This window comes from Pseudomonas sp. Ost2 (assembly GCF_018326065.1).
Lineage (GTDB): Bacteria > Pseudomonadota > Gammaproteobacteria > Pseudomonadales > Pseudomonadaceae > Aquipseudomonas > Aquipseudomonas gingeri.
In genome coordinates, this window is the sequence record NZ_AP021904.1 from 3,232,521 (window position 1) to 3,257,376 (window position 24,856).

26 protein-coding genes and 1 pseudogene are annotated in these 24,856 nt (G+C 64.7%); 6 read left to right on the top strand and 21 right to left on the bottom strand.

Translation table 11 applies throughout. From position 1 onward, the window contains the following. Nucleotides 1–7: 7 nt before the first annotated feature. The 12 genes from KI243_RS14315 to KI243_RS14370 form a co-directional block, all read right to left on the bottom strand. Complete coding sequence (locus tag KI243_RS14315; protein WP_212811040.1) at nucleotides 8–682, bottom strand: PFL_4703 family integrating conjugative element protein; 675 nt, start codon at nucleotides 680–682, stop codon at nucleotides 8–10. Continuing rightward, nucleotides 679–1,083 (bottom strand): TIGR03750 family conjugal transfer protein, encoded by a 405-nt coding sequence (locus tag KI243_RS14320; RefSeq protein WP_177130934.1) that lies wholly within the window; start codon nucleotides 1,081–1,083, stop codon nucleotides 679–681. Before KI243_RS14320 ends, KI243_RS14315 begins: the two co-directional genes overlap by 4 nt. Nucleotides 1,084–1,096: 13 nt before the next feature. Continuing rightward, complete coding sequence (locus KI243_RS14325; protein WP_212811041.1) at nucleotides 1,097–1,459, bottom strand: TIGR03745 family integrating conjugative element membrane protein; 363 nt, start codon at nucleotides 1,457–1,459, stop codon at nucleotides 1,097–1,099. A gap of 38 nt (nucleotides 1,460–1,497) precedes the next feature. Continuing rightward, entirely contained in the window at nucleotides 1,498–1,737 is a 240-nt protein-coding gene (locus KI243_RS14330) for a TIGR03758 family integrating conjugative element protein (RefSeq protein ID WP_212811042.1), read from the bottom strand. Beyond that, nucleotides 1,734–2,027 carry an RAQPRD family integrative conjugative element protein gene (locus KI243_RS14335; protein ID WP_244861861.1) on the bottom strand — a complete coding sequence of 98 codons (294 nt, stop codon included), beginning with the start codon at nucleotides 2,025–2,027 and terminating at the stop codon, nucleotides 1,734–1,736. Before KI243_RS14335 ends, KI243_RS14330 begins: the two co-directional genes overlap by 4 nt. Nucleotides 2,028–2,166: 139 nt before the next feature. Beyond that, the gene (locus KI243_RS14340) at nucleotides 2,167–2,916 is read right to left on the bottom strand and encodes a TIGR03747 family integrating conjugative element membrane protein (protein WP_177082140.1); all 750 of its coding nucleotides are present in this window, start codon (nucleotides 2,914–2,916) and stop codon (nucleotides 2,167–2,169) included. Between the two features lie 13 nt (nucleotides 2,917–2,929). Continuing rightward, entirely contained in the window at nucleotides 2,930–5,077 is a 2,148-nt protein-coding gene (gene traD, locus KI243_RS14345) for a type IV conjugative transfer system coupling protein TraD (RefSeq protein WP_212811044.1), read from the bottom strand. Nucleotides 5,078–5,079: 2 nt separating this feature from the next. After that, nucleotides 5,080–5,649: an integrating conjugative element protein gene (locus KI243_RS14350; protein ID WP_244861862.1), complete on the bottom strand. Its 570-nt coding sequence runs from the start codon at nucleotides 5,647–5,649 to the stop codon at nucleotides 5,080–5,082. Next, the gene (locus KI243_RS14355) at nucleotides 5,591–6,154 is read right to left on the bottom strand and encodes a lytic transglycosylase domain-containing protein (protein ID WP_244861863.1); all 564 of its coding nucleotides are present in this window, start codon (nucleotides 6,152–6,154) and stop codon (nucleotides 5,591–5,593) included. The genes KI243_RS14350 and KI243_RS14355 overlap by 59 nt, the downstream gene beginning before the upstream one ends. Next, entirely contained in the window at nucleotides 6,151–6,879 is a 729-nt protein-coding gene (locus KI243_RS14360) for a TIGR03759 family integrating conjugative element protein (protein WP_212811045.1), read from the bottom strand. The genes KI243_RS14355 and KI243_RS14360 overlap by 4 nt, the downstream gene beginning before the upstream one ends. A gap of 10 nt (nucleotides 6,880–6,889) precedes the next feature. Beyond that, complete coding sequence (locus KI243_RS14365; protein WP_212811046.1) at nucleotides 6,890–7,582, bottom strand: hypothetical protein; 693 nt, start codon at nucleotides 7,580–7,582, stop codon at nucleotides 6,890–6,892. Continuing rightward, nucleotides 7,582–8,133 (bottom strand): PilL N-terminal domain-containing protein, encoded by a 552-nt coding sequence (locus KI243_RS14370; RefSeq protein ID WP_212811047.1) that lies wholly within the window; start codon nucleotides 8,131–8,133, stop codon nucleotides 7,582–7,584. Before KI243_RS14370 ends, KI243_RS14365 begins: the two co-directional genes overlap by 1 nt. Before the next feature lie 201 nt (nucleotides 8,134–8,334). On the opposite strand from KI243_RS14370, the gene KI243_RS14375 reads away from it, so the two are divergent. Next, nucleotides 8,335–10,290, top strand: a complete 1,956-nt coding sequence (locus KI243_RS14375; protein WP_212811048.1) for a PAS domain-containing sensor histidine kinase — start codon at nucleotides 8,335–8,337, stop codon at nucleotides 10,288–10,290. 135 nt (nucleotides 10,291–10,425) lie between these two features. Beyond that, entirely contained in the window at nucleotides 10,426–11,706 is a 1,281-nt protein-coding gene (gene mobH / locus KI243_RS14380) for a MobH family relaxase (protein WP_212811049.1), read from the top strand. Nucleotides 11,707–11,733: 27 nt separating this feature from the next. On the opposite strand, the pseudogene KI243_RS14385 reads toward mobH, so the two are convergent. The 6 genes and pseudogenes from KI243_RS14385 to KI243_RS14410 form a co-directional block, all read right to left on the bottom strand. Then, a pseudogene (locus KI243_RS14385) lies at nucleotides 11,734–12,800 on the bottom strand (alpha/beta hydrolase). A 230-nt stretch (nucleotides 12,801–13,030) separates the two neighbouring features. Then, a complete protein-coding gene (locus KI243_RS14390) occupies nucleotides 13,031–13,576 on the bottom strand; it encodes an NADAR family protein (protein WP_212811050.1) in 546 nt (181 codons plus the stop codon). Nucleotides 13,577–13,727: 151 nt separating this feature from the next. Continuing rightward, nucleotides 13,728–14,207, bottom strand: coding sequence for a VOC family protein (locus tag KI243_RS14395; RefSeq protein ID WP_212811051.1), 480 nt, complete (start codon nucleotides 14,205–14,207; stop codon nucleotides 13,728–13,730). A gap of 104 nt (nucleotides 14,208–14,311) precedes the next feature. Beyond that, nucleotides 14,312–15,490 carry a cystathionine gamma-synthase gene (locus KI243_RS14400; RefSeq protein WP_177107630.1) on the bottom strand — a complete coding sequence of 393 codons (1,179 nt, stop codon included), beginning with the start codon at nucleotides 15,488–15,490 and terminating at the stop codon, nucleotides 14,312–14,314. Beyond that, nucleotides 15,487–16,863, bottom strand: coding sequence for a pyridoxal-phosphate dependent enzyme (locus KI243_RS14405; RefSeq protein WP_017127485.1), 1,377 nt, complete (start codon nucleotides 16,861–16,863; stop codon nucleotides 15,487–15,489). Before KI243_RS14405 ends, KI243_RS14400 begins: the two co-directional genes overlap by 4 nt. A gap of 166 nt (nucleotides 16,864–17,029) precedes the next feature. After that, nucleotides 17,030–17,866 carry a helix-turn-helix transcriptional regulator gene (locus tag KI243_RS14410; RefSeq protein ID WP_212811052.1) on the bottom strand — a complete coding sequence of 279 codons (837 nt, stop codon included), beginning with the start codon at nucleotides 17,864–17,866 and terminating at the stop codon, nucleotides 17,030–17,032. Between the two features lie 98 nt (nucleotides 17,867–17,964). Here KI243_RS14410 and KI243_RS14415 point away from each other — a divergent pair, with 98 nt between their 5' ends. After that, nucleotides 17,965–18,852 (top strand): SDR family oxidoreductase, encoded by an 888-nt coding sequence (locus KI243_RS14415; protein WP_212811053.1) that lies wholly within the window; start codon nucleotides 17,965–17,967, stop codon nucleotides 18,850–18,852. Between the two features lie 51 nt (nucleotides 18,853–18,903). On the opposite strand, the gene KI243_RS14420 is transcribed toward KI243_RS14415, so the two are convergent. Next, nucleotides 18,904–20,082: a GGDEF domain-containing protein gene (locus KI243_RS14420; protein WP_212811054.1), complete on the bottom strand. Its 1,179-nt coding sequence runs from the start codon at nucleotides 20,080–20,082 to the stop codon at nucleotides 18,904–18,906. A 78-nt stretch (nucleotides 20,083–20,160) separates the two neighbouring features. Then, on the bottom strand, nucleotides 20,161–21,126 hold the full coding sequence (locus tag KI243_RS14425; RefSeq protein ID WP_177082153.1) for a helix-turn-helix domain-containing GNAT family N-acetyltransferase: 966 nt from the start codon (nucleotides 21,124–21,126) through the stop codon (nucleotides 20,161–20,163). A 160-nt stretch (nucleotides 21,127–21,286) separates the two neighbouring features. Between KI243_RS14425 and KI243_RS14430 the strand changes: the two genes are divergently transcribed. Then, nucleotides 21,287–22,021, top strand: coding sequence for a CPBP family intramembrane glutamic endopeptidase (locus tag KI243_RS14430; protein WP_212811055.1), 735 nt, complete (start codon nucleotides 21,287–21,289; stop codon nucleotides 22,019–22,021). Nucleotides 22,022–22,215: 194 nt separating this feature from the next. On the opposite strand, the gene KI243_RS14435 is transcribed toward KI243_RS14430, so the two are convergent. After that, nucleotides 22,216–23,058, bottom strand: coding sequence for a fumarylacetoacetate hydrolase family protein (locus KI243_RS14435; protein WP_017127478.1), 843 nt, complete (start codon nucleotides 23,056–23,058; stop codon nucleotides 22,216–22,218). A gap of 121 nt (nucleotides 23,059–23,179) precedes the next feature. On the opposite strand from KI243_RS14435, the gene KI243_RS14440 reads away from it, so the two are divergent. Together KI243_RS14440 and KI243_RS14445 are read left to right on the top strand one after the other, a co-directional pair. Next, nucleotides 23,180–23,878, top strand: a complete 699-nt coding sequence (locus KI243_RS14440; RefSeq protein WP_212811056.1) for an FCD domain-containing protein — start codon at nucleotides 23,180–23,182, stop codon at nucleotides 23,876–23,878. After that, nucleotides 23,878–24,741, top strand: a complete 864-nt coding sequence (locus KI243_RS14445; RefSeq protein WP_177130975.1) for an NAD(P)-dependent oxidoreductase — start codon at nucleotides 23,878–23,880, stop codon at nucleotides 24,739–24,741. The genes KI243_RS14440 and KI243_RS14445 overlap by 1 nt, the downstream gene beginning before the upstream one ends. Nucleotides 24,742–24,856: the final 115 nt, after the last annotated feature.

The window sequence follows — 24,856 nt, forward strand, 5'->3', positions numbered from 1 at the left end:
CGGGGCATCAGTCATCTCCTTGCGCGGGAGAAGCGGGGTCGCCGGCGGGCCGCGAGGAGGTGGCAATGCGTTGCGGCACACCGTCGTAGCAGTCCAGGGCCATGCCGAAGGGGTTCTTCTCCGGGTCGACGTCCCGGCGCACCACCTTGAGGGGATAACGCACGAAGGCCTGCTTGACCCGCTCCGATCCGTAGAACTCCTCAGTGGCGAGGTCGAGGTTCAGCAGCCATTGGTCCCGGCCCTGGACCTTGACCCGCAGCTCTGGCGCCTGGGTGTAGTCCCTTTCGGGGATCTCGAAGACGCCCCGGGTGCGACTGCGCAGTTCGCCGGCGATCTGGCGTTGCTGGAAGTCGCTTTCCAGTTGGGACTTGCAGGCGGGTGTCAGGTACGCGGAGAGTTTGTGGATGGCCCGGGGGTAGTCCTTTTCGCCATCGACGGGCCAGCGGTTGAGCTGTTGAAAGATGTAGAAACCGAAGGTATAGACCGACTCCGGCGGGACCTCCCACCACTTGCGGGTGCTGCCCGAGCGCAGGTCGGGCGGAATATTGATGGTCAGGTTCCGTGGCGCCTCCCACCATCCCAGCCCCATGAGCAGCGCGGTGCCGAACAGCAGCCCGCAGCCGGCGCGCAGCGTCTTGACATGGGACTCCAGCCGGGCGATTTCATTCTTGAAGCGGCTCATGGGCGCGGGCTCCGGCGTGTGCTCCAGAGACCGTCGCGCGTCACCAGGCCGGCCGCGCCGATCCAGGAGCCCAGCAGCGGCCAGTGGGTCGCCAGTTGCCATTGCAGGTGCCGATACAACCAGGTCTGGGGCTTGCCGCGCTTGTGACGACGCAGCAGGTTGCCGCCAACGAACAGGCCCAGGCCGATGCAGAGTACGATCCCCGAGGGGACCAGGGCAATGCTCTGCGACAGCGCCGCTGCCGCGCTGCCCAGGCAGGTGCCCGCCAGCGCCGCCACGGTGACGGTGAGCCACATTTCATCGGCGGTGAGGCCCAGCACGATGACCGGCTGGTGATTGAGACGCGACGGCAGGAAGCGGATGGTGCCGTCGGCCAGGAAGTGATCCGGGTCGTGATTCATCGCTGGATCATCCTCACAGTACTTCCGTGCCCTTGGTCAACAACCAGATGATGATCACCAGCAACAGGGCACCCACGCCGCAGGTCAGGCCGAACTGCCCCCAGGTCTTCTTGCCGTTCTGCACCTCGGAGTAACAGCAGTAGGCGTGATAGGCGACGCCGCAGAACGCGGCGGCGGCGATGGCCAGGGCGATCAGGGCGACGATGTCGTAGCCGTGATTCTGCAGGGTCTGGATGATGCCGTTGCCTTCGCCGCGGCTGGGCGCCTCCATCTCGGGCAGGGCGGCGGACACCGGCGTTGCCGACCATGCGCCGGCGGCGGGCGCCACTCGCGAAAGCGGGCGGACGAGCTGTTTGAAGAGGGAAAGGATGTTCATCGGGTGCCTCCAATGGCGGTGTGTGAAACGGGAAATAATCAGTGCAGCAAGAGCAGGGTGAGCAGGATGTAGATCAGCGCCACCTTGGTCGCCAGGCTGGCGAACTTGCCCTGGGACAGTTGTCCGCCGGCCCAGCCGCGGTAGCCGCTGACCAGGGCCCAGGCGGCGAAGATCAGCGCGATGGCCAGCACCAGGCCAGTCAGCAATCCGGTGCTCTGCTGGGGGGTAAAGCCGCCCATGGCCTGAAAAGCCGAGAGCTGCGATGCACTCATGCTCATGGCGCAACCCCGCTGGAACGGGTGTAGTGACCGGTCAGCTCGGGCAGGGCGCGGGGCTGGGCCCGGGACGGGCTGAGATAGCCTTCGATGCCTTGGCGTACCAGTTCCAGGTCGGCAGAGAGACGGCGGTAGTCGAAGCTGAAGCGCGCCTGTTCATCCCTCGGCAGAGCAGCGCTGGCGTTCGCCTGCCGGCTGGCGGCGTCGAGCTGGCGCAGCAGTCCGGCCAGGTGCGTGCGTTCATGGGCCGTTGGCTCGGCCAGTGCCAGGGGAATGCCGAGGCTCGCTGCCAACGCGGTATATCGAAGGGGTCTCAAGGCAATAGGCATAAAGGCGATCCGCTCGAAGAAAGTTCAACGAGCGTGCCGCAGGAAGAGGGCGATGGCAGCCGGAAAACAGGATTGGACGCGGTGGGTTTTACGCTCAGGCCCATCACAGGTATTTCTTGAAGCTGCCGACCGAAATGCTCACTACCAGGCCCAGGGCGGCCGCAGCGGGCAACAGGATCAATAACGGGTTTACGCTCATGGGCAGCGCCGGATAGAGGATCCAGGGCGCGACCGCCAGGGGGGTGATCAACATCTTCGCCCGGTGGTAGATGAACCCCGATTCCCGGCCGGCACCGAACCGGCGCAGATCCCTGCGCACCAGGCCATCCACCACGCCAGTGAAGATCGCCATCAGCATCAGCGGAAGGGTCAGCAGCAGGATCAGTATCCGCGCGAGAAAGGTCAGCACGGCATAGACCGCCGCCAATCCATAGTCCTGCGTGCGTACCCGGGCCTGTCCCAGGTAGTACTGCAATCCCGTACCGCGGTGTTCGTTCATCCGCGGGGACTCTGCCGGCAGGTTGATGCCGTTGATCAGTCCGGTCTTCTCGAAGCCCCACTCGTAAGCCAGGGCGATGATCCGGCGGGCGTTCTGTTCCGGCTGATCGAGCAGCCAGCTCTGGTTGAAGCCGGTCGAGATCCAGGCCAGCTCACTGTTCAACATGTCCCGCGAGTGGTGCCAGCCCTCGTCCGGCCAGAAAAAGAACAGGCCGAGCCACTCGCTCGCCACGCTGAAAAACAGCGCCGCCAGCAGGATGCCGAGCAGGCTGAAGGGGAGCCCGAGGAGTGTGCCGAACAGGCCTTTTTCTCGATAGACCTGCTGGTTTCTTGCGGTTTCGCCGGTGGTCGCCATGTTGTCGTTCCCTTCAATGGGCAGTGAGGAAATCGTCCGGCAGATCCACCGGCAATGGCGCTCCCACGTCCTGTGTGCCGGTGGTGGCCCACCATTCGCCACCGCCATCGACATAACGCTGGCGCATGTTCGCAGCGAGGGCTTGCAGATCTCCGGGCATGTGTTCATCGGGGTCCGGGGCCGGCAGGGGCATGCGAATCTTCCACAGGTTGCCACCTTCGATCAGGGCGAAGGCTTGTCCCTTGGGCAGGCTGACAATGTGGGCGGGCTCGATCAGCGGGACACTGGTGGAACTGACCCGGTCCTGGGTATTGCTGGTGAAGTCGGTGCCGCCCGCCGGGTCGGAGCTGTCAGTGGCGCCGCTGACCAGCGTGGTCGAGTACACGTCGACCTTGGGCAACTGGCGGGTCAGCAACTCGGCGGTGGCGGTTTCCCGCACCCGCAACATGAAGAGGTTGTTGAAGTTGCCCACCACCTGGCCGGCCTTGGCCCGGTTGCCGATCCTGGCCTCGATGTCGCTGATGGTCTGGGTGTAGGCGGTGACCTGGATGCCCGCGCCACCGCCCTTGTTGATCATCGGGATGAACTCGTCGCCCATCAGTTCGTTGAATTCGTCGGCATGCAGGTTGATCGGGGTTTTCTGTTCCCGGGCGCTGTCCGGCAGGCCATCGTCGAGGCCGAACTTGTAGAGATGGCCGGCCACGGACACCAGGTCGGAAAACATCGAATTGCCCACTGCCGCCGCCACTTCCGGGTCGGACAGGGCATCGAGCCCGACATAGACGATCGCCCGCTTCCGAATGACCTGCATCCAGTCGAAAATCGGCCTGGGATCGTCAAGGTCGCTGTAGTCGGGCGAGATCAGTTCCGCCATGCGCCCGGTGGTGAGTTTTTCCAGCAGGGGCAGGAGCGAGGCGACGATCTTGTCGAAGTAGGTCTTGTCGTAGCGCACGGCCGAACGCAGCCCGTCCAGCACCGGATCGGCCACCCGTATGCGGGAAAGGTACTGGTCAATCGCCGTCACCCGTTTCTGTCGGCCGCGCATGTTGTGGGGCGTGTTCTTGTCGTTGAGGCTGGCTTCGAGGGTCGCGATGATGTCCCAGGCCCCGGGATCACGCTGGGCAAAGTAGTGCCCGCTGTACTCGATGAACAGGGCGTCGATATTGATCACGTGTCGCTGGATCTTCAGGTAGTCCGGGCGCACCCCCAGGGCCACCAGCGCCCGCGCGATGATGTTGACGAAGCGCCAGGCGAACTCGCGAAAGGCGGCGCTGCTGCCTTCACCCGAGAGCTGCCCGGAGATCCGGCTGGCGACTTCGGAGATACGCCCGAAACGCCCAACGGCGTTGTAGCGTGCGGAAAAGTCCGGCCACCCCAGGTGGAACACATAAAACTCGTCGCCACGCCCGGCCCGCTGGGCTTCGACATACATGCGCTTGAGCAGGTCGGCGTCGCCCTTGGGGTCGAAGACGATCACCGGTTCGAAGTGACAGCGATCGCCGGCGTCCCTCCTACGACGGATATCCTGGGTGATGAACAGCTCCGCCAGCCGGGTTTTGCCGACCCGGGTCGTGCCGAGCACAAGGCTGTGACCGACGCGCTCGCCGAGCGGCAGCGAGACCTCGACTTCATTGGGCTCGACCCCATGCAGCCGGGGCGAACCGCCTACCGGCGGCAATGGGCGGAACGGGTTGAGCGGGCTGTCCCAGGCGCTGACGGCGGGGATCAGGCTCAGCGGGAAGGGGGCTTTTTCCAGGCGTTCTTCCAGCCTGCGGACCTGCTGGAACAAGGCAGGCGGTTCCACGTAGCGACGGAACTCCGGCCGGTAGGTCTGCAGCAGACGCTGGGTGTGCCGCTGTTCCCACTTGAAACCGCTGCCGATAAACAGTCGCCGATTGCTGACGGGCACCTTCCTGCTGGTCATCACATAGCGTGGCAGCCGGCGGATATTGCGGCGATAGCGCAACACCAGCAATGCCTGGCGCAGGCGAATCCAGCCGAACAGGAGAAAGAACAGGGAGGCCACCGCCCCGAACAGGGGTGTCAACGCCAGCGACCAGGGCGCGAGCAGGCCCAGGCCGGCGCCGGCCACGCAGACTGCCACGGTGTACAGCTCCACGGCCGGACGCAGCAACGCTTCGATGGTATGGGAGTGGGTCATGGCTATTGCTCGATACCGGTGGCGGTCACCAGCACGGGGTAGTGTTCGAGCCCCAGCCGGCGTGCCAGGTCATCCGCCGCGGCCGGCACCATCGTCAGGCCCGCGCCCAACTGGCGCAGCTCGGCGAGTGCCTGTAGCCGCTGCACGCTGACGACCAGGCCGACGGCGCCGAGATCACGCAGTACCGCTGCCCGCTGCTGCAACCAGCGTCGTGACAGCTCGTCATCGCCCACCAGGAAAACCGGCTGCAATCCGGGTACGTGGTGCACGCGAGGATCGATGTGCCCGGGGACCAGGGATTCGGACTGCACCGGCAGCATGTCCGCCTCGCCATAGGCCGCCAGGCGAACGGGCGGTAGCGCCATCGCCTTTGCCGACAGAGCGGACGGCGACGGATTGAGCGAGCGGTAATAGGGCAGGGCAGAGTCTGCGCCCAGGTCTTCGACAACCTTCAGCCCGGCCTGTGTGCCATGGGCCAGCAGCAGCGCCATGGCGCTCACCAGATGGGGGATTTCATGGTGTATATCTTCCTTGAACGGCGCCGAGGGTGACTCGGGCCAGATGACGGGCAAAGGTTTTGCGATAGCGTTCGGCGGGTGCGCCGCCAGCAGGACGGTGATAACGGCCGGCCGCCGTTACCCAGTCGATCTCCGCGGTCTTGTGCTCAAGCAGCAGTGCGGTGGCGACGCTCAGGTTGCGGTAGGGGTCCAGTGCCTCGCAGGGATGAGCGAAATGCTCGCCATTCCAGCCCAGGTTGATCTGCCCCAGGCCGGCATCGACCCGCTTCGCCCCGACCTGGTCGATGGCCCGGAGCAGGGCGTGGCAGGCCGATTGCCGGTCGGCATAGCGATAGGGCAGGCCGGCCACATTCAGGGTCCAGGGCCAGGGTCGCAAGCGACCCCGCAGCGAGGCGCCGCTTTCCTGCAGGGCCAATGCGTACAGCACTTGCGGTGGTACCGGCGTGCCCTGGGTGGCCCACCGGTAGGCCAGGGGGGGCAACGACGCGGCGGTCACCGGCAACGCCAGCAGGCAGCCGCCCGCCAGGGCGCCGAGCAAGACCAGGCGACCAGGGTTCATCGCCGCTGCCATCGGCCATTGACGGCCTGCATGACGGCCGGAAATGTCCCGTTGTCGCCCTGGCGCTGCCAGTGTCCGGCATCGTGGTTGAGGGTGATCTCCCGCAGGCGCACCTTGTGTGGTTCAATCCCGGCCGTTCTCGCCCATTCGCGGATGAGCGCGTCATTGCCTCGACTGTCGACCAGGTACAGATCGAAAGCCTGCCGGTCGTGCTGAAGCTGGCGGACGCGCTCGACACAGCCCCAACAGTCCGTGGTGACGAACACCGCCAGTCGTCCCGCCGGCACGACGGGCGACATCAGTGGCGGCGGGTTGGCAGCGATCAGGTTGACCGGCAACTGGTCGGGGTAAAGACGCTTGTAGGCCTGATCGTAGGCGTTCTGGTAGGCCATCAGCTTTTGCAGTCGCGTCACCTCGGCCTGTACCTGCAACTCGGCATAGCGCTGCTGTTCGGTGCTGTCCCGCGCTTCGATGCCCAGCGCGGTCAGCGGGTCGAGGTTGGGCGAGTAGATGCCCAGGGGGCCCTCCATCACGCGGCGGAAACGCTGCCATTCCTCCTGCTTGAGTCCCCAGTCGGCAGCCCGTTCCAGTTCCAGCTGGCGTACCTCGCTTGCCTGGTGACGGTCGCTTTCGACGGCCTGCCGTTCCCGTGTCTCGGCCTGTGCCACGGGCAGTAGCAATAGATAGGCTGCGCTCAATACAACCACGAAAGTGTTCACGTTCATGCTGTGGCCCTCATTGGATCGAGACGCTCAGGGAACTGCCGTCAGGCCGGCGCCATTGGGCTTTGCCCGACTCCAGAGCATTCAGGCGCCAGCCCGAAAACGCCATGCCCGGCCGCAGCAGCTCGATGGCGGCAAGCTGCGGCTGCCCGCTGGGCGCCACCGCCAGGAAGGATTCGCCCCCACGCGACTCGAGGCCCACGATGGTGAAGGGTGGTTGTACGGCAGCGGTGGTTTTCCTTGCGCGTGGCCTGGCCTTCGAGCGGGCTACGGGTTCGCCACCGTCCGATGTCACTGACGCTGTGGCGAGGGCGGGAGCGGAAGCCACCGGGCGGCTTTCCAGGCGGGCCTTGAGCGTCAGCAGGGTGCCTTCGCTGTTTTCCATCCGGGCGCCCAGCGCGGCCAGGCCCGAGGCCAGGGTATCGACGGAGCGGTTGCCCGTCTCCAGTGCGCCGAGGCGCTTGAGGAGGGCCTGTTCAGCGCGTCGGGACTCTGCCTGGAGCGCACCGCTCGATTGCCGCAAGGCCTCCAGTTCGGCGTCGACCGTTTGCAACTGCTGCTGCAGGCTTTCCAGATGATCGGCCGAGGGGCGCGAATGCACCTCTGTCGACAGTGTCGAGAGCTTGCCGCCCAGATACAGCGCGATGCCCGCCAGCAGGGCCAGGGTCGCGCCTTGAACAAGTGCGTTTCGGCAAGGGCGCGCCATTATCGATCTCCCGCCGGTAACGCCGCGGACAAGGGCATCGCGCTTGTCGGCAAGCGTGTCAGGCGTACAAAGCAGATCCGGCGGGCGTACTCGTCCACCTCCAGTCGCCAGGCCGGGCCCGCCAATGTCAGCAGGGCATTGCGCACCGTGACCGGCCCCAGCCGGTAATGCGCGGCGGGCAGCGGATGGGCATACAACACCCGGATATCGCCGGCGCCCCCCGCGGGTGCCGGGCACAACCCATATCCCGACTGGCGCAGCACATGGCCCATGGCTTCCTGGACCGTCGGCTTCGCCCCCTCGGGGATGCGGATATCGATGACCTGGCTCAGCAGATCCAGCTGATCGCTGCGTGGCCTCGTGTCGGCCAGGGTATAGCGGTCGATACGCAACAAGCCCGCACTCTCGGCGCGCAACACCCGCTCCTCGGACACCTCCGGTGCGGGCCGGGCATCCGGGATCTCGGGCGATGCGCAGCCCGACAGCACGGCGGTCAACGGAAAAGCGAGTGTTACAGCGACGACCAATGGCCGGGTAGGAAAGCAAAACATCCAGGTGTCCTCACGCAGTGATAAGGACACGGTGGCAAATCGGGGCGGTGGGTGCCGCAAGGAAACTGGATCGCAGAGGGCGGCATTTTCAGGAGCAGGCCGGCGCGGTGGCATCTTGTCCGGCTGTGAGGCCGATGCGGTTTTTTAGGCCAGGTCGGCGGGGCCGGTGTAATGTATCGGAAAATAACGGCGGAGCCCCCCATGTCCGATCAACCTGCGTTTCGAAACGAGTTCGATGATAATCGTTTCCGTCTGCTGGTCGATGCGGTGATCGACTATGCGATCTACATGATCGATCCCCAGGGCATTATCGTCAGTTGGAACAGTGGGGCCAGGCGCTTCAAGGGGTATCAGGAGACGGAAATCCTCGGTGCGCATTTCTCCTGCTTCTACACCCCTGAAGACCGCCGCGACGGACTTCCCGCGCGGGCCCTGGACACTGCCCTGCGTGAGGGTCGATTCGAAGGCGAGGGCTGGCGGGTCCGCAAGGACGGCACACGCTTCTGGTGCCATGTGGTGATCGATCCGATTCGCGATCCACGGGGCGGCCTGCTGGGCTTCGCGAAAATCACCCGCGACCTGACCGACCACAAGCTCGCCGAGCAAAGCCTGAAACAGAGCGAGCAGCAATTTCGCCTGCTGGTGCAAAGCGTTACCGACTACGCCATCTACATGCTTGACCGCGAAGGGCGGGTCAGCAGTTGGAATCTCGGCGCGCAGCGCATCAAGGGGTATACGCCGCAGGAAGTCATCGGCCAGAATTTCTCGCTGTTCTACACCGAGCAGGATCGCGCCAACGGCGAGCCCCGGCGGGCCCTGGATATCGCCGCGAGCGAAGGGCGGTTCGAGAAGCAGGGCTGGCGGGTCCGCAAGGACGGTTCGCGGTTCCTGGCCCATGTGATACTCGACCCGATCCGCGCCGATACCGGCGAGATCATCGGCTTTGCCAAAATCACCCGCGATATCAGTGAGTCGGTCGAGGCGCAGAAAAAGCTGGAACTGGCGCGCGAGGCGCTGTTCCAGTCGCAAAAGCTCCAGGCCATCGGCCAACTCAGCGGCGGTATCGCCCATGACTTCAACAACTTGCTGACCGTCATCCAGGGCAACCTCGAACTGTTGCACAAGCGTGTCGATGGCGATCCGAAACTCTCGCGGCTGGTGGACAACGCGTTGCTCGGCACTGCCCGTGGCGTCTCGTTGACCCAGCGCATGCTGGCCTTCGCCCGGCGTCAGGAACTCAAGACCGAGGCCGTGCACCTGCCGCAACTGGTGGCCAATCTCCTCGAACTGTTATGCAGTTCGGTGGGGCCGCAGGTGGTGGTTCAGGCCCGACTGCCCGAGCAACTGCCGGCGGTGGATGTCGATGTCAACCAGCTGGAGCTGGCATTGCTCAACCTGGTGAGCAATTCCCGCGATGCGATGCCGGCGGGCGGCACTATCCGGATCAACGCCGAGGTACGCGGCAGGACCGGTACGCTGCCCCACGATGACTACGTGTGCCTGTCGGTGATCGATGATGGCGAAGGCATGGATGAGCAGACCCTGGCCTACGCGGCCGATCCGTTCTTCACCACCAAGGGGGTGGGCAAGGGGACCGGCCTGGGACTGTCGATGGTCCACGGCCTGGCGGAGCAACTGGGCGGGCGGCTGGTGCTCAAGAGCAGCAAGGGCCAGGGCACCACTGCCGAACTCTGGTTGCCGATGGCGACCGATGGCATCACGCGGCTGCCATTGCTGCCCGAGAAACCGCACGGCCCTGTGTTCAAGTCCCTGACGGTCCTGGTGGTCGACGATGACAGTCTGGTCCTCAACAGCACCATGCTGCTACTGGAGGATCTGGGGCACCGGGTGATCTGTGCAGTTTCCGGTGTCCAGGCGCTGCAGTGCTTCGGGCAACACCCGGATATCGACCTGATGATCACCGACGTGGCCATGCCGCAGATGGATGGGGCGCAGTTGGCCGAGGCGGTGCGCCAGTTGTATCCCGCGCTGCCGATCATCCTGGTCACCGGATATGCCCAGCACCTGGAGGGCATGGCGCTGCAACTGCCACGGATCCTCAAGCCCTATAACCAGTTGCAATTGCGCGAGGCCCTGGCGCAGGTCATGCCCAAGGACACGCCGCCAGTTGCCGATCTATCGACCCCGGAGGCTTGAGGCAGACCCTGGCGTGGTGCCGTTCGCTTGCCCAGCGCTGATAAACCACGCCGGCGGAGATCTGTTTTACCCTGGAATCCGGCCCTGCTTAGGGGCAAAAGACGGGTTGGTTCTCCAACAGGGATAACGCGCCGAATGTTCTGGCGATCGAAGTCGAAAAAGGCGGCCACTTCCGGGGCCATCTCCACGCCTGGCCATCTTGTGCCGAAGCCGGCCGCCGATTTGTTGTCAACGCCTCGCCGACGCCAGTTGCTGGAGCACATCTGGCAGCGCACCTCGTTGTCGCGCAATCAGTTTGCCGATCTCTACCTGCGCCCCATCGAGCGCTATGCCGAGCTGGTCCAGCAATTACCGGCCTCGCAAAGCCGCCACCATGCCTACCTGGGCGGGATGCTCGATCACGGCCTGGAAACCATGGCCTATGCCCTGAAGATCCGCCAGTCGCATCTGTTGCCGGTGGGGGCCGATCCGCAAACCCAGGCGCTGCAAGCCGAAGCCTGGAGCGCCAGCATCGCGTATGTGGCGCTGCTGCACGACATCGGCAGGATCGTCGTCGACATGGAAGTGCATCTGGCGGATGGGGCGGTGTGGCATCCCTGGAATGGTCCCATCCGGCGTGAGTATCGTTTCAGGTATTCGAAGGCGCACTCACAGATGCTCCACGGTGCGGCGACGGCGCTGCTGTATGCGCAGGTGCTGCCCGTCACGATCCTCGACTGGTTGAGCGCCTACCCCGAACCCCTGGCCGCGCTGATCCATGCCCTGAGCGGGCATTGCGAAGAGGCGGGCGTTCTCTCGGAGATACTCGTCCAGGCCGACCAGGCCTCGCGCGCCCTGGAGCAGACCGTGACGCCTGCCCGGGAGCCGGCGGTGCCGAGGCCGCCGGCGCCTCCCGAGCGTTTGCCTCGCCTGGAATCGACCGATGAGGGAGTGAGCGACGAGGACCTGGGGCAGGTCTTCATGACGTGGCTTCGCCAAGGCGTGCAGAGCGGGGCGATTGCCGTCAACGAGGCCAACGCCAAGGTCCACGGCGTGGCCGGCACGGCCTTGCTGGTGACACCGAAGATCTTTCAGCGCTATGCCCGGGAGCATCCGGACGTCGGGCGAATAGCCAAGGAGCAGGGCGTGGGGGACTGGCAGTGGATCCAGCGTTGTTTCGAAAGGCTGGAGCTGCACCGCAAGCGAGCGGATGGCCTGAATATCTGGGCTTGCGAGATGCAGGAGCCGCGCAGGACCAGGCGTCTCAACGGCTATCTGCTGATCGATCCCTCATGGCTGTTCAGCGAGTTGCCGCAGGACAATCCCTGTCTGCGGCTCAAAGAGGTCCGGCCATCCACCTGTGACCCGGCAACCCCGCAAGCTGCAACGAAACCGGACGGCGGGTGTGCCGTCCGGTCTGGCGGTGCCGCAAGCTGAGGGATCACGGAGCGGATCACATGGGCGTCAGAGATGATCCGCGTCGATCACGGCCTTGGCAAACGCCTGCGGTGCTTCCTGCGGCAGGTTGTGGCCGATGCCGCCGCTGATCAGGCGGAACTCGTATTTGCCGGTGAAACGCTTGGCGTAGTCCTCGGGGGCGGGTGCGGTGCGCCGTTGGCATCGCCTTCGAGGGTGATGGTTGGCACGCCGATGGACGGTGCCGTCGCCAGTTTCTGCTCCAGGACATCGTAGCGGCTCTCGCCCTGGACCAGGCCCAGGCGCCAGCGGTAGTTGAAGACCGTGATATCGACGTGGTCGGGGTTGTCCAGGGCCTTGGCGCTGCGGTCGTAGGTCGCGTCATCGAACGCCCATTTCGGCGAAGCCAGTTGCCAGATCAGCTTGGCGAAGTCGTGGGTGTTCTTTTCGTACCCGGCACGGCCGCGGTCGGTGGCGAAGTAGAACTGATACCACCATTGCAACTCGGCCTTGGGCGGCAGCGGGTTCTTGCCGGCCGCCTGGTTGCCGATCAGGTAGCCGCTGACCGAGACCAGCGCCTTGACCCGTTCAGGCCACAGTGCCGAGACGATGTCGGCCGAGCGTGCGCCCCAGTCATAACCACCGAGCACGGCCTGCTTGATTTTCAAGGCGTCCATGAAATCGATGACGTCACTGGCCAGCGCGGCCGGCTGGCCGTTGCGCAGGGTCTTGTCGGAGAGGAAGTGGGTATCGCCATAACCACGGGCATACGGCATCAGCACCCGATAACCCTTTGCCGCCAGCAGGGGCGCGACTTCGTCATAGCTGTGGATGTCATAGGGCCAGCCGTGCAGGAGGATCACCACCGGGCCGTTGGCCGGACCCGTCTCGGCGTAGGCCACGTCCAGCAGCCCGGCGTTGACGTGTTTCAGCGGGCCGAATGGAGAGGGGGCGGCATGGGTGGTGCCAGCACGGGGGGCGGTTGGCTGGACGGCGTCGCTCGTTTGTGCGTGGGCCACGCCGAACGTGCCGAGCAGGGCGAGGGCAAGGATCGACGAACCGGCCAGACGGCGGCGGGATTTATCGGTCGGGTGGTTGTGCAGTGCCATCTTCATGGTGACGTCTCCGTTGCAAGTCTCGGCCAGGGGTTCGGATCGACCCCTTCAAACCTTGCCTGCATTTGAACGCCGTGAAGTATCTGGCCTGTGTCCAATCCGGGGCCGGATGAAAGCCCCGGTATCGCAAGGTGGTTCAGACACACTGTGATACAGAGCCGGTGACTCGTCTGGTGCCGATGCTCGGGGTATGGCCGGGCTTTGTCGTCTCCGACTGCCCATGGACAGCGTCAGCGTGCGTCGCGCACCTGCATCAACGCGAACCCCAGCAGATTCAGGCCTTGCCACAGATTGGGGTTGTTCACGTTTTCGTCGTCCTGGGCGAGCCCGATCCCCCAGATGCGATCGACCGGACTGGCCTCGACAATGATCGCGGAGCCGGTCTGCTCGAGAAACGCCCCCAGCTCCGGGTTCTGGGTGAACTTGGCCTGGTTGGCGCGGACGACGATTGCATAGCGCTGTTGCAGCCAGACTTCCTCGTTGAAGCCGCGAACGTTGCGGCCCAGCGCCTTGGCGGCATTGGGGGTGGGCGCCAGGAGGACCTGGGCACGGATCTCCTCATCGCCGAACAGGGCCGCCTTTTCGGCCATCATGAAATGTTCGGCCGTCAGGTAGCGTTGCCCGTCGACGATGAACTCGGCTGGATACCACTGGCTGAAGCAGGAAGCGGTGATGCCACTCTTGCTTTGTTGGTGTCCCCAGAAAAAGACATAGTCGAGTTTCTCTGCGCAATTGAAGCGGGCGCGCAGAGTTTCCAGATAGCTTGAGTCGTGCAATTGAGCTTCCTTGGCGGCGGGCTTTTGAGGTAAGGGGACCTGGTCCCGGCATAGTATGGGTACGGATCGGGTTGTTGTCATATGCAGGTGAGAACCCGGCGTCCGGATGCTGCCGTTATTGCCCAGGCGCCCCGGCCCCAGACCACGACGGTCACCCCTTGAGCGCCGCTTCGATCTTCGCGATATCGATCTTGCCCATGCCCATCATGGCGTCGAAGGCACGCTTGGCGGTCGCCGGGTCGGGGTGGGTGACCGCCGCCGTCAGCACGCGAGGGGTGATCTGCCATGACAGACCCCACTTGTCCTTGCACCAGCCACAGGCGCTTTCCTGGCCACCGTTGCCGACAATGGCGTTCCACAAGCGGTCCGTTTCGGCCTGGTCGTCGGTGGCCACCTGGAACGAGAACGCTTCGCTGTGCTTGAACGCCGGCCCGCCGTTCAGGCCGAGGCACGGGATACCCAGCACCGTGAACTCGACGGTCAGGACATCGCCCTGTTTGCCGGCGGGGTAGTCGCCGGGGGCTCGGTGGACGGCTTTCACCGCGCTGTCCGGGAAGGTCCCGGCGTAGAAAGTCGCGGCCTCCAGGGCAGCGCCGTCGTACCAGAGACAAATCGTGTTTTTGCTGATCATCCGGGTTCTCCACGAGAGGGGGGGACACGTGGAGTCTAGCCGACGACGCCTGGCCGTCCCGTTTTTGCGACGGCCGCCCTGCCGGCAGGGCGGCCTGGCGGGGCTCAGATCCGGGCCAGCGCCTGTGCCAGGTCGGCCCGCAGGTCCTCGACATCCTCGACACCCACCGACAGGCGCACCAGGGCATCGCCGATACCGAGTTGCGCGCGGGTCTGCGCCGGAATGGTGGCGTGGGTCATGATCGCCGGGTGTTCGATCAGGCTTTCCACGCCGCCCAGGCTCTCGGCCAGGGCGAAGATCTGCACGCTTTCGAGGAAGCGCCTGGCGCCGGCCAGATCGCTCTTCAGGTCGACGGAAATCATCCCGCCGAAGCCACGCATCTGCCGGCGTGCCAGTTCATGCTGCGGGTGCGACGCCAGGCCGGGGTAATAGACCCGCGCCACCTGTGGCTGGCGCTCCAGCCAGGTCGCCAGCTCCAGGGCGTTGCTGCAATGGCGTTCCATGCGCAACGACAGGGTCTTCACGCCGCGCAGGGTAAGGAAGGCATCGAATGGCCCGGCAATGGCGCCTACCGAGTTCTGCAGGAACCCCAGGCGCTCGGCGAGTTCGGCATTGTGCCCGACTACCGCGATGCCGCCGATCACGTCCGAGTGGCCGTTCAGGTACTTGGTCGTCGAATGCACCACGATATCGAAACCCAACTCCAGCGGGCGCTGGATCCAGGGGCTGGCAAAGGTATTGTCGGCGACACAGATGATGCCGCGGTCGCGACAGAGGCGGGCGATGGCGGCCAGGTCGGTGAGGCTCAGCAGGGGGTTGCTCGGCGTTTCGACCCAGACCATCCGCGTATCGTCCCGCAGCGCCGCCTCGAAGGCAGCCAGGTCGGTCAGGTCGACGAAGCTGAAACGATGCCCGGCGCTACGCTGGCGCACCTTGTCGAACAGGCGGAAGGTGCCGCCGTAGAGGTCGTTGCCGGAGACCACATGGGCACCCGCGTCGAGCAGTTCGAGCACCGTGGAAATCGCTGCGAGGCCGGAGGCGAAGGCGAAGGCCTGGCTGCCGCCTTCGAGGTCGGCCACGCAGCGCTCCAGGGCGAAGCGCGTCGGGTTGTGGGAGCGCCCGTAGTCGAAGCCCTTGTGCACGCCAGGGCTGTCTTGCAGATAGGTGGAGTTGGCATAGATCGGCGGCATCAGCGCCCCGGTGGTCGGGTCCGGCGACTGCCCGGCGTGGATGACCCGGGTAGCGAAGGCGCGGGGTGCGGCGGACTTGTCGTGCTGACTCATGCAAGGGATCTCCGTAAGTGATTGAGCAGGTCGACGCGGGTGATCAGGCCATGGAAGCCCGACGCGTCGGCAATGATCGCCACCAGCCCGCGGGCCAGCTCGGCCTGCAGTTCGGCGAGGCTGGCGGCGGGGGCCAGGGTTTGCAGTTTGTTGGTCATGACGCTGGACACGCTCAGACGAAAGTGTGTCGCATCGTCATGCATGCCCAGCAGGATATCCGATTCGTCGATCACGCCCACCAGTTGTTGGCCGTCCACCAGTACCGGCAATTGCGAGACATCCGCCAGGCGCATGCGCTGGAAGGCGGTGAGCAGGGTATCGTCCGGTCCCACGCTGATCACCCGGCCGTCCTCGAAGCGTCGGGCGATCAGGTCGCGCAGGTCGCCGTAGCGTTTGTACTGCAGCAGTCCCTGATCGTTCATCCACTGGTCGTTGTAGACCTTGGACAGATAACGGGTGCCGGTGTCGCAGACAAAGGTCACGACGCGCTTGGGCTCGGTCTGCTCGCGACAGTAGCGCAGTGCCGCGGCCAGCAGGGTGCCGGTGGACGAGCCGCCGAGGATGCCTTCGGCGCGCAGCAACTGGCGGGCATGGTCGAAGCTTTCTTCATCGCTGATCGAGTAGGCCTGGCGCACGCTGGACAGGTCGGCGATCGATGGAATGAAGTCCTCGCCGATGCCTTCCACGGCCCAGGAACCCGCGCTACCGATGACGCCGCTGCGGCTGTATTCGGCCATCACCGAACCGAGCGGATCGGCCAGGACCATGGCCAGGTCGGGCTGTACGCGCTTGAAGAAGCGGGTCAACCCGGTCAGGGTGCCGGCCGAGCCGACCCCGACGACGATGGCGTCGACATCGTGCTGGGTCTGTGCCCAGATTTCGGGGCCTGTACTGGTTTCGTGGGCCAGGGGATTGGCCGGGTTGTTGAACTGGTCGGCGAAGAACGCATCGGGAATCTCCCTGGCCAGGCGGGCGGCGACATCCTGGTAGTACTCGGGATGGCCCTTGCCGACATCGGAGCGGGTGATATGCACCTCGGCGCCCATGGCCTTGAGGTGCAGGACTTTCTCGGTGGACATCTTGTCCGGGACCACCAGCACCACCCGGTAGCCCTTGGCCCGGCCGACCAGCGCCAGGCCCAGGCCGGTGTTGCCGGCGGTGGCTTCGACAATGGTCGCGCCGGGGCGCAGGCGGCCATCGCGTTCGGCGGCGTCGATCATCGCCAGGCCGATACGATCCTTGATCGAGCCGCCGGGATTCTGGGATTCGAGCTTGAGGAACAACGTGCACGGACCGGTATCGAAACGGCTGACGCGTACCAGCGGCGTATTGCCGATCAGTTCGAGGACGGCGGGGCGGGAGTTGTTCGGCATGGGGTCACCTCATTACGGGAAGTTCGTAGTGGATGGACAGCGGATGAGGGGAGCAGGTTGCAGAAAACCTGTCGCTTGGAACATAGGTCGGTATCGCCCCGGCCGCAACCGGATGCGGGCAATGAGTGCCTGCAACACTCAAGGTCACGGTCGTGACGATGCTGTTTCAGTTTGTCCGGGCCCGGTCGATCAGCCCCATGATCTTTTCGGCCGTCGTGCGATCGACTGGGGTGTAGACGATCATTCCCAGGTCCGGCCGGCCATCGATGGAAAACGCCGAGTACTCCAGCTCGATCGGTCCCAACTCAGGGTGCAGCAGGCGCTTGACGGTTTCTGCGTCGCCGTGACCATGCACCTCGTGGTGATGCCACAGGTCGGCGAACTCCGCACTGATACTGCAAAGCTCGTCCACCAGTTCACCGGCCTCGGAGGCCAGCCCGGCTCGCGCCACATCCGCCCTGAACGCACCCACTACGAAACGGGCGACGCTCGCCCAGTCATGCTGTTTGGCGCGCACTGCCGGATTGCAAAACAGGAACCGCAGGATATTGCGCTGGCCGACGGGTAGCGTGCCGTAGTCGGTCAGCACGACGGCGGCGGCACGGTTCCAGGCGATCACATCCCAGGTGGCGCTCTTTATGATCGCCGGGCTGGCGGGAAATGCATCGAGCAGGCGCTGAAGCCTGGGATTGATACCCTCGACGGGTGTATAGCGAACTTCGGGCAGTCGTCCCAGCGCCAGCATGAACAGGTGCTCGCGTTCCGAATCCGTCAGCATCAGGGCCCCGGATATCCGGTTCAGCACGGCGGCGGATGGTGCGCCACCACGGCCTTGCTCCAGCCAGGTGTACCAGGTCGGGCTGATGTTGGCGCGCTGGGCAACTTCTTCCCTTCGCAGTCCGGGAGTGCGCCTGCGTCCGGAGTATCCCAGGCTTGCCGGATCGAGGCGGGTTCGCCGGTTTCTCAGGAATTCGCCGAGAGAACTGCTTGCACTGACGGGCATCGGGGAACCTGTTAGTCATTTTAATAGGATAACGTCACTACTTTAACGGGATAAAGAATGCTCCGATAGTGAATGGGAAACCACCCAGGAGAGCTGTCATGCGAATATTTCTCACCGGTGCGACCGGCTTTATCGGTTCGGCCCTTGTCCCCGAATTGATCCGGGCCGGGCACGAGGTCACGGGCATGGCCCGTTCGGAGGCCGGGGCACAAGCGCTTATCGAGGCGGGGGCCCAGGTGCACCGTGGTGATCTGGAGGACCCCGAGAGCCTACGTGCCGGTGCCGCTGAAGCCGATGGCGTGATTCATGCGGCGTTCGATCACGATTTTTCGAGGTTTGCCGCCAATTGCGCCAAGGACCGGCGAGCGATCGAGGCCCTGGGCTCGGCCCTGTCCGGTTCCGACCGTCCCCTGATCATCACCTCCGTGGCATCGCTGGGCAGTGCTGCGCCCGGTCAACTGGCGACCGAGGACGTCTGCAATACCCGCCACGCCAATCCGCGCACCGGGTCCGAACTGACTGTAAATGTGCTGTTGGACGCCGGTCTCAATATCTCGGTGGTGCGCTTGCCGCAGGTCCACAATCCATTCCGGCAGGGGTTGATCACCCCCCTTGTTGCCGTCGCTCGCGAAAAGGGCGTCTCGGCCTATGTGGAAGCGGGGCGCAACCGCTGGGCGGCCTGTCATCTCCTGGATGTGGCGCGCCTTTACCGGCTGGCCCTGGAGAAAGGCGAGCCGGGCGCGCGTTATCACGCTGTCGGCGAAGAAGGGGTCAGCAGCCGCGAAATAGCCGAGTCGATTGGCCGGGGTCTGAAGGTGCCGGTGGTGTCGATCACGGCCCTGGAGGCGGTGACGCATTTTGGCTGGCTGGAGATGTTCGTCGGCCTGGATATGCCAGCGTCCAGCGTCCTGACACAAAGCCGCCTGGACTGGCATCCGACGGGCCCGGGGCTGATCGCGGACCTTGACCAGGCGCGTTTTGCCTGACGCGCATTCGCAGGACGCAGAGCCGGCGCAGCCCTTCCCGCTGGCAGCGAGTCAGAGCGTGCGCAGCAATCCGCTGCTCGCCAGCGTCTGGTCGACCAGGCGAATGCGGTCACGGCCGCCACGCTTGGATTCATAGAGCGCAGCGTCGCTTTGCTCGATCAGGGCCGTCAGGCTGGCGGGCGGCTGGTCGAACAGGTTGGCGCCGATGCTCAGGGTGACCGCCGCGGGCGTGGCGAAGGTCTGTGAGGCTGTCTGGTGGAACTGCTCCCGCAGCCTGCTGCCCAGTTCGACGATGCGTTCATTCGAGGCGTTGCCCAGCAGGATGACGAATTCGTCACCGCCCAGGCGCGCCGCCAGCGCACCGTCGGGCAACGCCGAAAGAATCATCTCGCTCAGCGTGACCAGCAGTCGGTCGCCCGCGGTATGGCCATACAGGTCGTTGACCAGCTTGAAGTTGTCGATATCGATCAGCAGCAAGGCGCCCGGCCGAGCCCCGGATACCTCATTCAGCAGGCGCGGTGCGCGCACTTCGAGGGCGCGGCGGTTGTACAGCGCGGTCAACGGGTCACGGGCCGCCAGTCGCGCGATGCGCTTCTCCCGCCGGTAACGCTCGGTGCCGGTCATCGACAGCGCAATCAGCATGATCGCCATCGCCCCCTCGACCAGCGAAATCTGGATGATCTCGCCCCGGAAGGCGGCCAGATCGATCAGGGTGCCCGGAATGACCGCCGAGATCGCCTTGGCGAGATAGAACAGCCCATGAACCAGCAGGACATAACGCAGTTGGACCGCCCCCACGCTCAGGGATCGGCCATGGGGGCGCAGCAGGAAGCTGGCCCTGAGCGTCAACAGCGCGACCAGCAGCGAGTTGACCAGCAACATGACTTTCGACCAGGACGGCTCTTCCGGCAACAACAGCAGGGCCAGCCAGACAGCGAAGACCAGGTACCAGGCACGGGACAGGCGTGCTTGCGTAAAGCGTGCGACCCCCATCAGGAAGAGCCCGTGGGCGATCACCAGCAGGCCGTTGGCGAACCAGATGCCGATCAGCAGGAGGCCGCTGCCGCGCAGCAGGGCGAGGGTCGATCCCACGGTGATCGTTGCAAACCCGGCACTCCAGAACAACAGCGAGGGTTCACGAATGCTGCGCCATTCGATGGCCAGGTACAGCGCGGCGGCGGCGGCCAGGGCGATCGAGAGGGTCAACAACGTGGGAGGGTCGAGCGCCATATACGGACTAGCCTGTCTGGTGTGCGGTGAAGTCCCTCGATTGTAAGCCCTGGAGCGGAATTTTCGCAGGGCCGGGCGCTATCGGGATGCTACTGGGATCGGGTAGCGGGTGAACTGCTGTTCGGTGACCGTGCTTCCCCACTGGCTGCCCGGTTCTTCCTGGGTCAGTTGGAAGCCATGGGCTTCGTAGAGCCGTCGTGCGGCATCGAGGCCCTTGAACGTCCAGAGGCGGGTGGCGGCGAAACCGAAGCGGTCGCAGAAGGCCAGGGCTTCACCGAGCAACTGCCGGCCGATCCCGCTGCCCCGGCAGCCGTCGTCCAGGATAAACCAGCGCAGGTGGGCTTCGTTGTTGCCGAGGTCCTGCCCGTCAATGGCGATCGAGCCGACGATACGTTCGTTGTGCAGGGCCACCCACACTTCGTTGCAGGGCTGCTCCAGGCGCCCGGCAAACTCGGCAACGCCCTGGGCGACCTGGCTTTCGAAGAACTGCCCGAAGCCGGAATGTCGGGAGTAGAAGGCCGCATGCATTTCAGCCACGCGTCCCAGCAGGCCCGGCCTGTAGCCCGAGCTGAGGGTGATTGGACGGGGCGCGGCCCCGCCGTTGTCCAGGCGGAATGCGCCGAGCGCCCGGGCGTAGGCCGCCAGGCCCTGGGCGACGGCTTGCTGCTCTGACGGGTTCAGGTGCTCCAGTGCCGACATGACCTGCTGGCGACCATGGCGGTGGATATGGGCGACGGTCTGCCGGCCTTGCCCGGTCAGCAACAGTTGCTTGGCGCGGGCATCTTCGTCACTGACGGCTTCCCGCAGTTCGCCGGCGTCGATGAGCTTGCCCATCATCCGACTGACACTGGATTTCTCCAGGCCCAGCACCTGGACCAGCCGGGCCGCGGTCATCGCGCCGGCAGCCTCGATCTCCAGCAGCGCATGGACCGCCGATGCCGAATAGTCGGTGCCGGCCAAGGTGGCCCGCATGAAGCCCAACTCGCGGACCATGGTCCGCGAGGCGGAGCGAATCGCTTCGACCAGGGATGGATCGCTGCTCATCTGACGGCCTCCTCTTAAATGGTTGTGCAATACAACCATTTCGGAGAAAAGCTGTCCAGCGTTACCGGGGCAGGCGGGGGGAGTGGCGGCAGCGTCGCGCATCGAGGCAATCGTTTACACTGGCGGGCTCTCGCCCAACACCGACGCCAGGGATAGCCGAATGTTCTACGAGGGTCTTGCCGTACTGCTCGACTATGGGATCTACCTGATTCCGGGCCTGGTTCTCTGTGGCCTCTGGTTCGGCCTGATACCCGGGAGCCTGCCGGGCCTGCGTATCGTGGTCCTGCTGCTGGCCTTCGTGTTGATGCGCGATGCGATGACGCCGCTGGGCCTGTGGTCGCTCAGCGCCGGCTTGCAGATCGGATTTATCGCCAATCCGTGGGTACTGGTGGTGCTGGGGGCCTTGTCGCTGGGGCTGGTTGGCCTGCTCGCGCGTCTGGCGCCCGAGCTGTGGCGACTGCTGGTGGTCTTCAAGGGCAATCGAGCCGCAGGCCTGGCTGTGGGGATCGCGGCCGGCTGCCTGATCGGCTTGCCGCTGCGCTTCTACCAGGAGATCGAAGCCGTGGCGATCCCGGGTTACTGGCACTGGCTGATCGGCATGGCGGTGCTGGCCTATGGGGCCAACGCCCTGGAAGAAGTGCTGTTTCGCGGTTTTCTGCAGGGCTATCTCGAACAGCATGTGACGGCGTTGCGAGCGGCGCTGATCAGTGCCGTGGCGTTCTCGGCCTGCCATTCGTTCCTCGCCCTGACCGTCACCCGGCTCGGCTGGCCGGTACTGCTCTTTACCCTGCTCGAAGGGCTGGCCTGCGCGCTGGTGCGCATGCGTTACGGGGTCGTGGCCTCGACGGCGACCCACGGCAGCGCGATCCTGCTCATTGCGGTGCCGATGGTGTAGGTGCCGGTGTCACGGACTGGAAATATCGCGTGGCCACTTCCTGGAGCAGGTAGCGCATCCAGCGGTGGGCCGGATCGTTGTGACCAGGGATGGATCGCTGCTCATCTGACGGTCTCCTCTGAAATGGTTGTGCAATACAGCCATTTCAGAGGAAAACTGTCCAGCGTTTGCGGGGCCGGCGGGCGACTGCCGGATCAGGCGCGAACCACGCGCTGACGTTGCTCGCCCAGCCCTTCGATCCAGAGGTGCAGTTCATCACCGGGTTGCAGCCAGCGGGGCTCGGGTTTCATGCCCATGGCCACGCCGGGCGGTGTGCCGGTGCAGATCACGTCGCCGGGCTGCAAGGTCATGTAGCGGCTGCAGTAGGAGACGATCTGCGCGACGCTGAAGATCATGGTTTTCGAATGACCGGTCTGGCGCCGCTCGCCGTTGAGCTCAAGCCCCATGCGCAGATCCTGGGGATCGGCAATTTCATCGCGGGTCACCAGCCAGGGACCGACCGGACCGAAGGTATCGCAACCCTTGCCCTTGTCCCACTGCGTGGATTGCAGCTGGAAGGCCCGCTCGGAAACGTCATTGACCACGCAGTAGCCGGCCACATGGTCCAGCGCCTCGGTCTCGGATACATAGCGGGCTTCGCTGCCGATGACCACGCCCAATTCGAGTTCCCAGTCCAGTTGGGTGGAGTGGGGCGGCTGGACGATGTCGTCATTCGGCCCGCTGAGGCAACTGATGGCCTTGTGAAAGATGATCGGTTCGGCGGGGATCGCCATGCCCGCTTCCTCGGCGTGATCGCGGTAGTTCAGCCCGATGGCGATGAATTTGCGCACCTGGGCCACGGGGGTTGCATAACGGACACCCGGCTCCACCAGTGGCAATGCGCTGATATCCAGCCTGGCGAGGGCCTCCAGTGATTGCGGGGAAAGTACCGCGGGGTCGATATCGACGACATGCGCCGAGAGATCGCGGATGCGTCCCTCGGCGTCTATCAGGCCGGGACGCTCCTGGCCGGGCAGGCCAAAACGGCAAAGCTTCATGAATTACCTCGACTGTCAGTTGCAGGGTGGGGTGACGGGTGCTTGCTAAAATCCAGTTTATGGATAAAAATATATTTTATGCAATAAAGAAGATTGCCCACTCGTCGAGAGCCCAGGTTCCATGTCTGTAGAAAGCCCAGCGAAAAGCCTGACCCAGGCGACTTACGAACAGCTGCGCAAGGACGTCTTGTCCTGCGTGCTGCAGCCGGGCAACCGGGTGAACGTCAAGGAACTGGCCGAGCACTACCAGGCCAGCGGTGGCGCGGTGCGCGAGGCGCTGTCGCGGTTGACCGCCGAGGAACTGGTGATCGCGGAGCCACAAAAGGGCTTTCGCATTGCGCCGGTCTCCCTTGACGATCTGGCCGACCTGACACAGGCGCGCATCGAGATGGAGGGCAGCTGCCTGCGCCACTCCATCGAAAACGGCGATGTCGCCTGGGAGACACGGTTGGTGTCGGCTTACCACGGACTCTCCAGGGCGGCCGGTCCCGACTCCGGCAGTCACTACGACGCCAGGGCCTGGCACGACGTCCACAAGACGTTTCATGAGGCCCTGGTCAGCGCCTGTCCCAACATCTGGCTGCTGCGCATGCGCACCATGCTGTTCGAGCAATATTCGCGTTATCGGGCGTTGTCGGTGGCCATGACGGCCGCCTCCAGGAACCTCGACGGTGAACACCAGGCGCTGCGCGATGCCGCGTTGGCCAAGGATGCGAACGCCGCCGTCGAGTTGATCACCCACCATATCCGGGAAACTTCAACCGTACTGATGCAGAGGCTCCAGGGAACTGGCGTCCAGCAAACATCGGAGATCAGGTAATGACCACTATCGCTGTATTGGGCCTTGGGGCCATGGGCTCGCGCATGGCGTTGAACCTCCTGCGGGCCGGGCACACCGTCACCGTCTGGAACCGCACCGAGAAGGCGGCCGAAGAACTGGTCGCGGCCGGCGCATCTTTTGCCGCGACGCCGAAAGAGGCCGCGACGGGCGCCGCCATCGTCCTGAGCATGGTGCGCGATGACGCGGCATCGGGTGATGTCTGGCTGCACCCGCAACACGGGGCGTTTGCCGGGATGAACGCTTCGAGCATCGCCATTGAAAGCTCCACGGTTTCCCACGAGTGGGTGCTGGACCTGGGGCAGGCGGCACGGGCCAGGGGATTGTCGCTGATCGATGCGCCGGTCTCCGGTTCGCGTCCCCAGGCCGAGGCCGGGCAATTGGTGTTTCTGGTCGGTGGCGAAGCCGCCGCGGTTGAGGCTGCCCGGGAAGTCCTGCAGGCCATGGGTTCTTCGATTCATCATGTCGGTGCACTGGGTGCCGGCGCGCTGGTCAAGCTGGCGACCAATGCGCTGCTCGGCGTGCAAGTGACCACCCTGGCCGAGCTCTTCGGCATCCTTGGCGCCCATGGCGTGGACCTGGGCAAGGCGTTCGAGGCGGTCGGCGCCACGTCTGTCTCCAGCATCGCGTCCCAACGCAGCGCGGCGTCGATGACGGCCGGCAATTTCGCGCCGCAGTTCCCGGTGGCCCTGATCGAAAAGGACTTTGGCTACGCGGTGAGCGCGGCGGGCGGCGCGGCGGCTGCGCCGACCATCGAGGCGGCGCGCCAGGTGTTCAGCTCGGCCAGTCAACAAGGCCTGGGTGAGCTCAACATGACCAGCGTGGTCAAGCTGTTTGCCCGGTAATCATTGGTGACTCGCCAGCATCAGTAATATGTCTTTCATGCTATCGCAAGTCCATGACCGGAACTCCAGAATTGCTCCTGTACCGCTGCCCCGCACCGGAACACTGCTGAATTCG

Excerpts from the sequence above, each read along its gene's own strand:
- KI243_RS14315 (WP_212811040.1), bottom strand. The coding sequence starts at position 682 with ATGAGCCGCTTCAAGAATGAAATCGCCCGGCTGGAGTCCCATGTCAAG.
- KI243_RS14320 (WP_177130934.1), bottom strand. The coding sequence starts at position 1,083 with ATGAATCACGACCCGGATCACTTCCTGGCCGACGGCACCATCCGCTTC.
- KI243_RS14325 (WP_212811041.1), bottom strand. The coding sequence starts at position 1,459 with ATGAACATCCTTTCCCTCTTCAAACAGCTCGTCCGCCCGCTTTCGCGA.
- KI243_RS14330 (WP_212811042.1), bottom strand. The coding sequence starts at position 1,737 with ATGAGCATGAGTGCATCGCAGCTCTCGGCTTTTCAGGCCATGGGCGGC.
- KI243_RS14340 (WP_177082140.1), bottom strand. The coding sequence starts at position 2,916 with ATGGCGACCACCGGCGAAACCGCAAGAAACCAGCAGGTCTATCGAGAA.
- traD (WP_212811044.1), bottom strand. The coding sequence starts at position 5,077 with ATGACCCACTCCCATACCATCGAAGCGTTGCTGCGTCCGGCCGTGGAG.
- KI243_RS14355 (WP_244861863.1), bottom strand. The coding sequence starts at position 6,154 with ATGAACCCTGGTCGCCTGGTCTTGCTCGGCGCCCTGGCGGGCGGCTGC.
- KI243_RS14360 (WP_212811045.1), bottom strand. The coding sequence starts at position 6,879 with ATGAACGTGAACACTTTCGTGGTTGTATTGAGCGCAGCCTATCTATTG.
- KI243_RS14365 (WP_212811046.1), bottom strand. The coding sequence starts at position 7,582 with ATGGCGCGCCCTTGCCGAAACGCACTTGTTCAAGGCGCGACCCTGGCC.
- KI243_RS14370 (WP_212811047.1), bottom strand. The coding sequence starts at position 8,133 with ATGTTTTGCTTTCCTACCCGGCCATTGGTCGTCGCTGTAACACTCGCT.
- KI243_RS14375 (WP_212811048.1), top strand. The coding sequence starts at position 8,335 with ATGTCCGATCAACCTGCGTTTCGAAACGAGTTCGATGATAATCGTTTC.
- mobH (WP_212811049.1), top strand. The coding sequence starts at position 10,426 with ATGTTCTGGCGATCGAAGTCGAAAAAGGCGGCCACTTCCGGGGCCATC.
- KI243_RS14395 (WP_212811051.1), bottom strand. The coding sequence starts at position 14,207 with ATGATCAGCAAAAACACGATTTGTCTCTGGTACGACGGCGCTGCCCTG.
- KI243_RS14400 (WP_177107630.1), bottom strand. The coding sequence starts at position 15,490 with ATGAGTCAGCACGACAAGTCCGCCGCACCCCGCGCCTTCGCTACCCGG.
- KI243_RS14405 (WP_017127485.1), bottom strand. The coding sequence starts at position 16,863 with ATGCCGAACAACTCCCGCCCCGCCGTCCTCGAACTGATCGGCAATACG.
- KI243_RS14410 (WP_212811052.1), bottom strand. The coding sequence starts at position 17,866 with ATGCCCGTCAGTGCAAGCAGTTCTCTCGGCGAATTCCTGAGAAACCGG.
- KI243_RS14415 (WP_212811053.1), top strand. The coding sequence starts at position 17,965 with ATGCGAATATTTCTCACCGGTGCGACCGGCTTTATCGGTTCGGCCCTT.
- KI243_RS14420 (WP_212811054.1), bottom strand. The coding sequence starts at position 20,082 with ATGGCGCTCGACCCTCCCACGTTGTTGACCCTCTCGATCGCCCTGGCC.
- KI243_RS14425 (WP_177082153.1), bottom strand. The coding sequence starts at position 21,126 with ATGAGCAGCGATCCATCCCTGGTCGAAGCGATTCGCTCCGCCTCGCGG.
- KI243_RS14430 (WP_212811055.1), top strand. The coding sequence starts at position 21,287 with ATGTTCTACGAGGGTCTTGCCGTACTGCTCGACTATGGGATCTACCTG.
- KI243_RS14435 (WP_017127478.1), bottom strand. The coding sequence starts at position 23,058 with ATGAAGCTTTGCCGTTTTGGCCTGCCCGGCCAGGAGCGTCCCGGCCTG.
- KI243_RS14440 (WP_212811056.1), top strand. The coding sequence starts at position 23,180 with ATGTCTGTAGAAAGCCCAGCGAAAAGCCTGACCCAGGCGACTTACGAA.
- KI243_RS14445 (WP_177130975.1), top strand. The coding sequence starts at position 23,878 with ATGACCACTATCGCTGTATTGGGCCTTGGGGCCATGGGCTCGCGCATG.